The organism is Rhodococcus cerastii, assembly GCF_033042195.1.
Lineage (GTDB): Bacteria > Actinomycetota > Actinomycetes > Mycobacteriales > Mycobacteriaceae > Rhodococcoides.
In genome coordinates, this window is sequence record NZ_JAWLKF010000003.1 from 57,389 (window position 1) to 69,131 (window position 11,743).

The 11,743-nt window shown below is 65.2% G+C and carries 9 protein-coding genes; 3 read left to right on the forward strand and 6 right to left on the reverse strand.

The features are described 5' to 3' along the window. Window positions 1–3: 3 nt before the first annotated feature. Window positions 4–735 (forward strand): AAA family ATPase, encoded by a 732-nt coding sequence (locus R3P93_RS07110; protein ID WP_149406089.1) that lies wholly within the window; start codon window positions 4–6, stop codon window positions 733–735. Here R3P93_RS07110 and R3P93_RS07115 read toward each other — a convergent pair. After that, entirely contained in the window at window positions 720–1,814 is a 1,095-nt protein-coding gene (locus R3P93_RS07115; RefSeq protein ID WP_262498360.1) for an AraC family transcriptional regulator, read from the reverse strand. The genes R3P93_RS07110 and R3P93_RS07115 overlap by 16 nt on opposite strands. 18 nt (window positions 1,815–1,832) lie before the next feature. Here R3P93_RS07115 and R3P93_RS07120 point away from each other — a divergent pair, with 18 nt between their 5' ends. Then, the gene (locus tag R3P93_RS07120; protein WP_094688566.1) at window positions 1,833–2,324 is read left to right on the forward strand and encodes an anthrone oxygenase family protein; all 492 of its coding nucleotides are present in this window, start codon (window positions 1,833–1,835) and stop codon (window positions 2,322–2,324) included. Here R3P93_RS07120 and R3P93_RS07125 read toward each other — a convergent pair. Beyond that, a complete protein-coding gene (locus tag R3P93_RS07125; RefSeq protein WP_141215240.1) occupies window positions 2,300–2,503 on the reverse strand; it encodes a hypothetical protein in 204 nt (67 codons plus the stop codon). The genes R3P93_RS07120 and R3P93_RS07125 overlap by 25 nt on opposite strands. Window positions 2,504–2,560: 57 nt before the next feature. Between R3P93_RS07125 and R3P93_RS07130 the strand changes: the two genes are divergently transcribed. After that, window positions 2,561–3,079, forward strand: coding sequence for a DNA-deoxyinosine glycosylase (locus R3P93_RS07130; protein ID WP_094640087.1), 519 nt, complete (start codon window positions 2,561–2,563; stop codon window positions 3,077–3,079). On the opposite strand, the gene R3P93_RS07135 is transcribed toward R3P93_RS07130, so the two are convergent. The 4 genes from R3P93_RS07135 to gltB all read right to left on the reverse strand — a co-directional run bounded on the left by R3P93_RS07135 (window position 3,045) and on the right by gltB (window position 11,597). Further along, complete coding sequence (locus R3P93_RS07135; protein ID WP_231893833.1) at window positions 3,045–3,869, reverse strand: acyl-CoA thioesterase; 825 nt, start codon at window positions 3,867–3,869, stop codon at window positions 3,045–3,047. The two genes, R3P93_RS07130 and R3P93_RS07135, sit on opposite strands and share 35 nt — an antisense overlap. 105 nt (window positions 3,870–3,974) lie before the next feature. Further along, window positions 3,975–5,393: a pyruvate kinase gene (gene pyk / locus R3P93_RS07140; RefSeq protein WP_082073683.1), complete on the reverse strand. Its 1,419-nt coding sequence runs from the start codon at window positions 5,391–5,393 to the stop codon at window positions 3,975–3,977. 122 nt (window positions 5,394–5,515) lie between these two features. Next, entirely contained in the window at window positions 5,516–7,021 is a 1,506-nt protein-coding gene (locus tag R3P93_RS07145; RefSeq protein WP_094640088.1) for a glutamate synthase subunit beta, read from the reverse strand. Further along, the gene (gltB, locus tag R3P93_RS07150) at window positions 7,014–11,597 is read right to left on the reverse strand and encodes a glutamate synthase large subunit (protein ID WP_094670397.1); all 4,584 of its coding nucleotides are present in this window, start codon (window positions 11,595–11,597) and stop codon (window positions 7,014–7,016) included. The genes R3P93_RS07145 and gltB overlap by 8 nt, the downstream gene beginning before the upstream one ends. Between the last annotated feature and the right edge of the window lie 146 nt (window positions 11,598–11,743).

The following is an 11,743-nucleotide window of genomic DNA, read 5'->3' on the forward strand; positions in this document are numbered from 1 at the left end:
ACCATGTTCGTAGAACGCGCGTACGTCCATGCCGACGATGTCGGATCGGACTGGCCCTTCACCGTGCCTGCTGTCGCCGACCTCGCTCGCGAGGGACTCGAATTCCTGGCACCGGTCACAATTCTGGTCGGAGACAACGGTTCCGGTAAATCGACTCTCGTCGAAGCAATAGCCGAGGGATTCGGAATCGATGCCCGCGGCGGTCGCGCGGCGCAGCAGTCGCGTCGACTCGACGAGGTGACCAGCGCGCTCGGAGAGGTACTCGAACTCGAGACCACGCCACGAGGTTCTCGAATGCTTCGTGGCCCACGACTGAACAAGCGCGGCTTCTTCCTGCGCGCCGAGACCGCGTTCGACATGGCCGAGAACCTCGGCGGCGTGCCGGGTTTCTGGGACGAGAACACCGCCGAGATGAGCCACGGTGAAGGGTTCCTGACCATGTTCGGTGCAATGTTGGCCGAACCCGGTTTCTACGTTCTGGATGAGCCCGAATCGGCCCTGTCGTTCACCGCGAGCCTCCATCTCGTTGCACTGATGTCCGAGCTGGGCAATGACGGCGCGCAGATCGTCTGCGCCACCCACTCACCGATTCTGGCGTCGACGCCCGGTGCGGACATCGTCGAAGTAGGCGAACACGGTCTACGCCGAAGCACTTGGGACGAACTCGAATTGGTACAGCACTGGCGCCGCTACCTCGACGACCCGAACAGCTATCTCCGTCACCTGCTCGACTGACCGTCGGCCATCGACACCTCACGACGGCGACGCACACTTCCCGGCGAGACGCCCGTGGCGCGCTTGAACGCCTTCCCGAACGCAGCCTCCGACAGATACCCACTGCGCCGGGCCACTTCGGCCATCACCACGTCCTCGGATCGCAACGTGCCGTACGCGACCTGCATCCGCCACGTCGCGAGATAGCTCATCACGGAATCACCGACCAGCTCGGTGAAACGTGCCGAGAACGCAGAGCGAGACATGTTCACCCTCGATGCCAGACCCGCAACGGTCCACCGCTCGTGCGGGTGTCGATGGATCATCGCCAACGCCGTTCCGATCCGATCGTCCTGCAATGCACCGAGCCAACCCGACTGCGCACCTGGCGTATTCGCGATCCACGACCGCAGCGCGTGGATCACCAGAATGTCGGACAGCCGGGTGATCACCGCTTCTCCCCCGGGCTCGAGCACACGCGCCTCGTCCGCGACCATAGCCAGTACGTTCTGCATCCTCGATTGCCTCGGGCCCGGATCAGCGTCGCCCACCACCAGCGCGGGCAACAGGCGAACGAGCTTCTGCGCGGCAGGATGATCCAGCCGCACCGCCCCGCAGACGAGAGTCGCCGCACGGCCGGCACCGCCCGCGTCGTGAGTGAGCACCGCGTAGCGATCGCTGATGTACTCGTGCGGGAGATCGTGAACGCTCGTCGCCCGAACCGATGCGTCGCCGGCTGCGGTGAGCACGTGCCCTCGCCCGTGCGGTACCAACGCGAAATCGCCGGGGATCAGCTCACGCGTCGGCTCGCCGGGAACCGACAATGCGCAACTGCCGTCGACGACCGTGTGAAACCACAGCGCATCCTCCATGGCGGGCAATGCGAGACCCCAGGATCCGCTCATCTCGGAGCGCACGTAGAACGATCCGGTCATCCGTAGAAAGTGCAGCGCTTCACCCAGGGGGTCGGACGACTTCCAGGGATCTGCGCCGCGCATGCACCGATCGTCCCACGAAATGGACGATCGGACATCGAACGCGGCTGTGTGCGCATTGCTCATCCAGCCTCTCGGGACGAGGGTGGACAACTGAACGCTCACCTACTGGAGGGAATCACCGTGTTGGATCGAATGCTCGCAGTCGCCACCGCCGTTGCCGCCGTCGGATGTGGGCTCGTTGCCGGAGTGCTGCTCGCCTTCTCCATCAGCGTGCTCCCCGGCCTGGCAACACTGCCGGTACCCGACGCGATCGCCGCCATGCAGAGATTCAATGCTGCGATTCTGAACCCACTGTTCCTGGCACTGTTCGTCGGGACAGCCGTATCGTGCACTCTCGCAGCGATTCTCGCCGTATCGACCGGTCGGGGTTCACCGGTGCTGGTCGTGAGCGGAGCCGTTCTCTACGTTCTCGGATGCGTCGCGATCACGGCCGTTGCGAACGTCCCCCTCAACGACGCGTTGGCCGGGGTGGATCCCGGCAGTGCTGCCGGTGCCCAGGTGTGGCAGAACTTCACCGAGAAGTGGACGCGATGGAACACCGTCAGAACAGTGGCCGCGACTGCGGCCTGCGCCGTTCTGATCCTCGGTCAGGGCAGATCGGCGCTGGGCTGATCGGACACCGAGTCCTGGTGTCGCTTACGGATTTCTTCCTCGAACCGCGCGATGAGGTGGTCGGTGTCTGCCGTGGACACATCGCGCGCGCCCTCGTCCATCGAGGCGTCACGACCCCGGCGCAATGCAGCAAGTTCGGCTTCGAGTTCGTTGTTGTCGAGTACACGTGGATCCAGCATGACCTCCATTGTGGTCCCCTGTCCGGTGCCCCCGCGGGGATTTGCTGTAATCACGCAATGAACGTCGTGCACAGCTTCGCACCGATTCTCGGCCGCGGCGCGAACACCTTGATTCTGGGCTCGATGCCCGGCGTCGCGTCGCTGGCTGCGCAGCAGTACTACGCGCATCCACGAAATGCGTTCTGGCCGATCATGGGAACGCTCTTCGGTGCAGGCCCCGAACTTCCCTACGATGCGCGCACCGAGCGTCTGCGCAGCCAGGGCGTCGCGATATGGGACGTGCTGAAGCTGTGCACGCGTGAAGGAAGCCTGGATTCGGCGATCGTCGAATCGTCCATCGAGACAAACGATTTCGAGCAATTGTTCGCCGAGAATCCCGGCATCGACCGGGTGTTCTTCAACGGAGCCAAGGCCGCCGAGACCTACCGGCGGTACGTGAAATCGGCAACGCCCCAGGTGGGATTCGAACGACTACCGTCGACCAGTCCGGCGCACGCAGCACTCGATCTGCAGGCCAAGACGCGAATATGGACCGACGCACTCAGTCGCGGACCCGTTTCGGGAAGTGCCGGATGAGACCTTCCTGAACGACGGTGGCGAGCAGCTGCCCGTCCATCGAGAAGAAGCGGCCGGTGGCCAGTCCGCGCGAGCCGGCCGCAACCGGCGATTCGGTGGCGTAGAGAGCCCATTCGTCGAACCGGAACGGACGGTGAAACCAGATGGAGTGATTCACCGTCGCCGCGACGATGCGGTCGAGTCCCCACGACAGGCCGTGGGTGGTGATGATCGAATCGAGCACGGTGGTGTCCGACGCGTAGCCCATGGTCGCGGCGTGAAAGATCGACGCGTCGGGCAGATCCCCGTCGGCCTTCATCCACACGCGATTGTGATTGAGCTTCTCCCCGGTGCCGTGCATGATCCACGCGGGATCGTTCGCGTAGCGCATGTCGATCGGCTTGAGGGCGTCGACGAACATCTGCAGACGGTCCTCGTACCCGACGAAATGATCGCCGAGCGGAGGCAGTGCGTCGGGATACGGAACCTCGGGAACCTCGACGCTGTGCTCGAGGCCCTTACCGAAATCCTGGAAGGCCGCGAGCATGACGAACAGCTCGTTGCCGTCCTGTACGGCGGTGACCTGCCGGTTGGCGAAGGCTCGGCCGTCGCGCTGTCGCGAGACCCGGTACTCGATGGGCTTCTTGACGTCACCCCCGCGAATGAAGTGCGCGTTGATCGCGTGCACGTCCCGCGACGTACCGGATACGGTCCGGCCCGCCGCGATCAGGCCCTGAGCAACGAGCTGCCCCCCGAACGTTCGACTGCCCACCTGCTCGGGGTGAACCCCGAGGAACACGTCCTCCTCGATCTCCTCGAGTGCGAGGAGATCGAGGAGCGTCTCGAGATCTGTCCTGCGTACAGCTGTACTGCTCGGCGCGCTTTCGCTGACGCCGGTTCCCCCCGCTTCGACCACTTACCGGTCCTCTTCTCCGATTCGGTGCACATGGATCAAGTTGGTCGAGCCTACTGTGCCGGGAGGGGCACCGGCCACGATCACGACCTGATCGCCCTTGTTGTACCGACCGAGTTCGAGGAGCGCCTTGTCGACCTCTTTGACCATCGCGTCCGTCGAGCCGACATCGGGGACCAGGAACGTCTCGGTTCCCCAGCTCAGCGACAGCTGGCTGCGCACTTCGGAGATGGAGGTGAAGGCGAGCAACGGAAGCTTGGTGTGCAGACGAGCCAACCGTCGAACGGTGTCACCCGACTGGGTGAACGCAACGAGTGCCTTCGCGTCCAGGCGCTCACCGATGTCGCGGGCGGCGTAGGAGATGACGCCACGCTTGGTGCGCGGGACGTGCGTCAGCGGAGGAACACTGTCGCCCTCGGTCTCGACCGTCTCGACGATGCGAGCCATCGTCCGCACGGTTTCCATCACGTACTTACCGACCGAGGTCTCACCGGAGAGCATGACCGCGTCGGTACCGTCGAGCACTGCGTTGGCGACGTCGGACGCCTCGGCGCGCGTCGGGCGGGAGTTCTCGATCATCGATTCGAGCATCTGGGTCGCGACGATGACGGGCTTGGCGTTGGCGCGGGCGATCTGGATGGCGCGCTTCTGCACCAGAGGTACCTGCTCGAGGGGCAACTCGACGCCGAGGTCACCGCGGGCGACCATGATCGCGTCGAATGCGAGCACGATGGCTTCGAGATTGTCGACGGCCTCGGGCTTCTCGAGCTTGGCGATGACGGGAACTCGACGGCCCACGCGGTCCATCACGGCGTGGACGAGTTCGACGTCCGCGGGAGAACGGACGAACGAGAGCGCGATGAAGTCGACACCGAGGGCAAGGGCGAACTCGAGGTCGGCGATGTCCTTCTCGCTCATGGCGGGGACGGACACATCCATGCCCGGCAGGGACACGCCCTTGTTGTTGCTGACCGGTCCACCTTCGGTGACACGGCACAGTACGTCGTTGCCTTCGACGCCGGTGACCACGAGGCCGACCTTGCCGTCGTCGACGAGGAGGCGGTCGCCTTCCTTGGCGTCCTGGGCCAGCTCCTTGTACGTGGTCGACACTCGGTCGTGGGTGCCCTCGCACTCCTCGACGGTGATGCGGATCAGCTCACCGGCCGCCCAGGTGGTCGAACCCTCGGCGAATCGGCCGAGACGAATCTTCGGTCCCTGCAGGTCGGCCAAGATACCCACGGCTTTGCCGGTGGCGTCCGATGCTGCGCGGACCCTCTCGTAGTTGGCCTGATGATCGGGGTGATCACCATGGCTGAAGTTCAGTCGTGCGACATCCATTCCACTCTCGACGAGTTCGCGGATGCGCTCTGTGGTTGCGGTTGCGGGTCCAAGGGTGCAGACAATCTTCGTACGTCGGCTCACGAAGGCGAGCCTAGCCGCTGGACGCCGCGTTCTCTATCGCAGACGCATCCACCCGAATACTACCGACGGGTAGCCGCGCTATCCCGCAGCTGGGACGGTCTGTACCGGTTCAGAGACGGGAGTCACACGACCGCCAGAGGCAGTGCGGTCGGGTGTACGGGCGACGGCAATTCCGAGTGTCCGGTGAGGAAAGCATCGACTCCGTGAGCCGCGGATCGACCCTCCGCGATCGCCCACACGACCAACGACGCACCGCGATGCGCATCCCCGCACACGAACACGCCCGGTGCCGTGGTCTGCCAGTCGGGACCACACGAGAGCGCACCCCGCTTGGTCAGCGCCAGGCCGTACTCGTCGAGCAGCGGACCGTGCTCGACACCTTCGAAACCGATCGCGAACAACGCCAGATCACAGGGCAATTCGATCTCCTCCCCGATGGGTGTGACGATGCGTCGACCGTCCGCGTCGCGCTGCACCTCCACCTCGGCGAGCACCATCGCACGAACGTGCCCGCGCTCGTCACCGAGGAATCGCTGCACCGCGACCTGATGACGCACGACGCCACCCTCGGCGTGCGCGGGTGAGGTGCGCAGCACCAGCGGCCACGACGGCCACGGCGAGAGACTGTCGTCGCGAGCCCCGGGCAGAGCGGGGTTGTAATCGAGTTGCGTCACCGACGCAGCACCTTGGCGGTGCGCCGTTCCCAGGCAGTCGGCTCCGGTGTCGCCGCCGCCGATGATCACCACGTGCTTGTCTGCAGCGGAGATCGAGGTGGGACCGTCGCCCTCGCATTCCTTGTTCGACGGCACCAGATGCTCCATGGCCAGGTGGATGCCGTCGAGTTCGCGACCGATGACCTCGGCGTTGTCACGAGCCCGCAGAGCTCCGACTGCGAGAACGACTGCGTCGAAGGATTCACGCAGTTGCTCGACGGTGAAGTCGATCCCGACCTCGCAGTCGGTGACGAAGTGCGTTCCCTCGGCCCGCATCTGCATGAGGCGCTGATCCAGCACGGACTTCTCGAGCTTGAACTCGGGGATGCCGTAGCGCAGCAGACCGCCGAGACGATCGTCCCGCTCGTACACGGTGACGTCGTGCCCGGCGCGTGTGAGCTGTTGCGCTGCAGCCAATCCCGCAGGGCCGGATCCGACGACGGCGACCCGCTTGCCGGTGGTGATCGTCGGCGGCTGCGGAACGATGCTGCCGTCTTCCCAGGCCAGGTCCGCGATGGTCTGCTCGACCCGCTTGATCGTCACGCTTCCGCCGGTGGCCGCCTCGGAGATCGACAGCACACATGCCGATTCACACGGGGCCGGGCAGACCCGCCCGGTGAACTCCGGAAAATTGTTGGTCGCGTGCAGTCGGTCGCTGGCCGCATCCCAGCGGCCGCGGCGCACCAGGTCGTTCCATTCGGGGATCAGATTTCCCAGCGGGCAACCTGCAGTACCCGAGTGGCAGAACGGAATACCGCAGTCCATGCAGCGACGCGCCTGATCGGAGACCTCGGCGGCACGCTCGCTCGTCGGCTGGTGCGAGTACACCTCGTTCCAGTCCTTGACGCGCTCGCCGATCGGACGCTTGGCAGCCTCACGCTTGACGACTTTCAGAAATCCCTGTGGATCAGCCACGTGCAGCCTCCATGATCGCAGCATCGACGTCGCGCCCTTCGGCACGCGCCATTCTTGTCGCCTCCAGCACTCGCTGGTAGTCGACGGGCATGACTTTGGTGAACAACGCAGACCGGCGGGGCCAGTCGGCCAGCAGCGAGGTCGCGACGGTGGAACCGGTCCACCGGCGGTGATTCTCGACGGTCTCGCGCAGCCACACCAGATCGTCCGGGTTGGGCACCTGCAGTTCGACCATCGCCATGTTCACGTCCGCCGGATCGAGACCGAGGACGTACGCGATGCCGCCGGACATACCCGCAGCCATGTTGCGACCGGTCGGCCCGAGCACCACGACGCGACCGCCGGTCATGTACTCGAACGCGTGGTCGCCCACGCCCTCGTTCACCGCGACGGCTCCCGAGTTACGGACCGCGAACCGCTCCCCTGCCTTACCGCGCAGGTACACCTCACCCGAGGTGGCACCGTAGAGAATCGTGTTTCCTGCGATCACGTTGTCCTCTGCGACGAACGGTGCGTCGTCGGCAGGGCGCACGACTATTCGGCCGCCCGACAATCCCTTACCGACATAGTCGTTCGCGTCACCGACCAGATCGATGGTGATACCCGGCGGCAGGAAAGCCCCGAGAGACTGACCGGCCGATCCGGTGAACGCGATGCGAATGGTGTCGTCCGGCAACCCGACCGCGCCGTAGCGCCGGGTGACCTCGGACCCCAGCAGCGTTCCGACGGTGCGATTGACGTTGCGTACCGGCAGCTCGAGCTTGACCGGATGCGCATCCTCCAAAGCTCCCTCGGCCAACTGGATCAGAGTCCGGTCCAGCGCGAGATCGAGACCGTGGTCCTGCGCGCGGAGGCGTCGACGCTGCGTCATCGGGGCACCGTGGCGGTCGACGGGCATCGCGAAGATCGGCGTCAGATCGAGTCCCTTGCTCTTCCAGTGCGCCACTCCGGCTGCCGTCTCGAGCACGTCGGCGTGACCGACCGCCTCGTCGATACTCCGGAAACCGAGCTGCGCGAGGTACTTTCGCACGTCCTCGGCGATGAACTTGAAGAAGTCCTCGAGGAACTCGGGCTTGCCGGTGAACCTCTTGCGCAGCTCCGGGTTCTGGGTGGCGACACCGACCGGGCAGGTGTCCAGGTGGCAGACGCGCATCATGATGCAGCCCGCCACGATCAGCGGGGCCGTCGAGAACCCGAACTCCTCTGCGCCGAGCAATGCCGCAACGATGACGTCGCGTCCGGTGCGCATGCCGCCGTCGCACTGCACGGTGATGCGATCACGCAGGCCGTTGAGCACCAGCGTCTGCTGGGCGTCGGCGAGGCCGATCTCCCACGGAGCGCCTGCATGCTTGAGAGAGGTCAACGGCGCAGCACCGGTTCCGCCGTCGTATCCGGAGATGAGAACGACGTCGGCGTGTGCCTTGCTCACCCCCGTCGCCACCGTGCCGACGCCGACGGAACTGACGAGCTTGACGTGCACGCGCGCCTTCTCGTTGGCGTTCTTCAGATCGTGGATCAGCTGCGCGAGATCCTCGATCGAGTAGATGTCGTGGTGCGGGGGCGGCGAGATGAGGCCGACACCCGGCGTCGAGTGTCGGGTCTTGGCCACCCATGGATACACCTTGTACCCGGGCAGCTGACCGCCCTCGCCCGGCTTGGCACCCTGCGCCATCTTGATCTGAATGTCCGTGGCGTTGACCAGATAGTCGCTGGTGACACCGAACCGACCGCTGGCGACCTGCTTGACGGCACTGCGTCGCGTCGGATCGTAGAGCCGGTCGACGTCCTCGCCGCCCTCCCCCGAGTTGGACCGTCCGCCGAGATTGTTCATCGCGACGGCCATAGTCTCGTGCGCCTCGGCGGAGATGGATCCGTAGCTCATCGCGCCGGTGTTGAACCGGGTGACGATCGACTCGACCGATTCGACCTCGTCGAGCGGAACCGGCGGCCGGACACCGTCCTTGAACTCGAACAGACCGCGCAGCGCACCGCCCTCGCGAGCGAGCCGGTCCACCTCGTCGGTGTACTTCTGGAACACGTCGTATCGACCGGTGCGCGTGGCGTGCTGCAGCAGGAACACCGTCTCAGGGGTGAACAGGTGCAGCTCACCCTCGCGTCGGAACTGGTATTCGCCGCCGATTTCCAGCCGGCGATGGACGCGGTCGGTCGGATTCTCGGGGTACGCCCTGCGGTGGCGCAGCTTGACCTCCTCGGCGAGCACGTCGAGGCCGACGCCGCCGAGCTTGCTGACCGTGCCCTTGAAGTACTCGCGCACCACCTCGCGATCGAGACCGACGGCCTCGAAAACCTGTGCGCCGGTGTAGGACCCGACGGTCGAGATGCCCATCTTCGACATCACCTTGAGTACGCCCTTGCCGAGACCGTACAGATAGTTCCGTACCGCGATCGTCGGTTCGACTCCGGTCAGTTCGCCCTCGCCGACCAGATCCTCGATCGATTCCATCGCCAGATACGGATTGACGGCTGCGGCACCGAAGCCGATGAGCAGCGCCAGATGGTGCACCTCGCGCGCGTCACCGGATTCGACGACGAGCGCGATCTTGGTGCGCTCCTTGGTGCGAACCAGGTGATGGTGCACCGCCGAGGTGGCCAGCAGCGACGGGATCGGGGCCCGAGTGTGATCCGAATCGCGATCGGAGATGATCAGCGTGGTGTAGCCCGCAGCGATCGCTTCCGATGCCCGGGCCCGCAACTCCTCGATGGCCTCGGCAAGGCCTTCGCCGCCGCGCTCCACCTCGTACAGCCCACGCAACACCGTGGCCGACAGTCCCGGATGGTCTCCGTCGTCGTTGATGTGGATGATCTTGTTGAGCTCGTCGTTGTCGAGCACCGGCCACGGCAACACGATCTGCCTGCACGACGCCGCAGTGGGCTCGAGCAGGTTCTGCTCCGGACCCATCACCCGCGCGAGCGAGGTCACGATCTCCTCGCGGATCGAGTCCAGCGGCGGGTTGGTGACCTGTGCGAACAGTTCGATGAAGTAGTCGTAGAGCTGACGCGACCGCTGTGACATCACCGCGGCCGGGGTATCGGTACCCATCGATCCGAGCGGCTCGCCCCCGGATGCGGCCATCGGCGTCAGCACGACGCGGAGGTCTTCCTCGGTGTAGCCGAAAGCGACCTGCCTGCGCACCACCGAGTCGTGGTTGTACTGGATGTGAGCACGCTCGGGCAGGCTCTTGATCTCGAGCAGACCCGCGTGCAGCCACTCCTGGTACGGATGTTCGGTTGCCAGTTGGAGTTTGATCTCCTCGTCCGGCACGAGACGTCCGGCGACGGTGTCGATCAGGAACATCTTGCCGGGCTCGAGGCGACCTTTGGCGACGACCTCGGATTGGGGCACGTCGAGCACGCCTGCCTCACTGGCGAGGATCACGCGACCGTCCGCCGTCTGCCACCAGCGGCCGGGGCGAAGGCCGTTGCGATCCAGCACGGCTCCGACATAGCTGCCGTCGGTGAACGTCACGCAGGCCGGACCGTCCCAGGCCTCCATCATCGACGAGTGGAACTGGTAGAACGCTCGCACCCGCGGATCCATCGTGCGGTGGTTCTCCCACGGCTCGGGCACCATCATCATCACCACGTGCGGCACGCTGCGTCCGCCGAGGTGCAGTAGTTCGAGCACCTCGTCCAGCGACACCGAGTCCGAGGCATCGGGGTTGCAGATCGGGAACAAGCGCTCCAGGTCCCCGGGAATCAGGTCACTCGACAGCAACGCTTCGCGAGCCCGCATCCGGTTTCGGTTGCCCTTGACGGTGTTGATCTCGCCGTTGTGGGCGACGTAGCGATGCGGGTGCGCCAGCGGCCACGACGGGAACGTGTTGGTCGAGAAGCGACTGTGCACGATGGCAATGGCGCTCGTGCACAACGGGTTACGCAGTTCCGGAAAGTACAGCGGCAGCTGCATCGTGGTGAGCATGCCCTTGTAGACGATGGTGCGCGAGGACAACGACGGAAAGAACAGTCCCGACCCCTCGGCCTCGATCTCGGGGGTGACCCGCTCGGAACGCTTGCGCAATCCGTAGACGAGACGGTCGAGAGCGAGACCGGCCGGACGCGTGCCGTCGACCTCGGGAGCGGTGACGTAGAGGTAGCTCATGTACGGCATGCAACCGAGGGCGGTGAGGCCCACATCGGCTCGATCGGGATCGACCTCGACCGGAACCCAGCCCAGGATGTCCAGACCTTCTTCGGCCGCAACGGATTCGACGCGCTCGACGGCGATGGCCCGCTCACGGATACCCTGCGGCAGAAAACACACTCCGGCCGCGAACGTGTTGTCACCGTCGGCTCCGGGCGCGGGCAGGTCGAACGGCGCGAGGGAGTCGAGGAGTTCGACAGGGAGCTGAATCAGAATGCCCGCGCCGTCACCGCTGTTGGGCTCGGCACCGGCAGCTCCGCGATGTTCCAGGTTCTCCAGTGCCAGAACCCCGTCGGCGACGATCGCGTGAGAGCGGCGACCCGCGATGTCGGCGATCATCGCCACGCCACAGGAATCCTTCTCCGAGCTCGGGTCGTACAGACCTTGCTCCGCAGGCATCCGAGAAAACAGCACCACGATCACCTCCACGTAGGCCGGTGGGGTGCGTGCAAGCGGTGCAGTGTCTTCGACCCTGCGCCGGAAGTCTCGGCAACCCCGTCGGCTGGTCGGCTCGGATCGACCGAAACGGTCGGATGAGCCGAATTGAACTGCCTATCGGG

Bases quoted from the DNA above. Each gene is read 5' to 3' on its own strand.
- R3P93_RS07125 (WP_141215240.1), bottom strand. From the start codon at position 2,503: ATGCTGGATCCACGTGTACTCGACAACAACGAACTCGAAGCCGAACTT.
- R3P93_RS07110 (WP_149406089.1), top strand. From the start codon at position 4: ATGTTCGTAGAACGCGCGTACGTCCATGCCGACGATGTCGGATCGGAC.
- R3P93_RS07130 (WP_094640087.1), top strand. From the start codon at position 2,561: ATGAACGTCGTGCACAGCTTCGCACCGATTCTCGGCCGCGGCGCGAAC.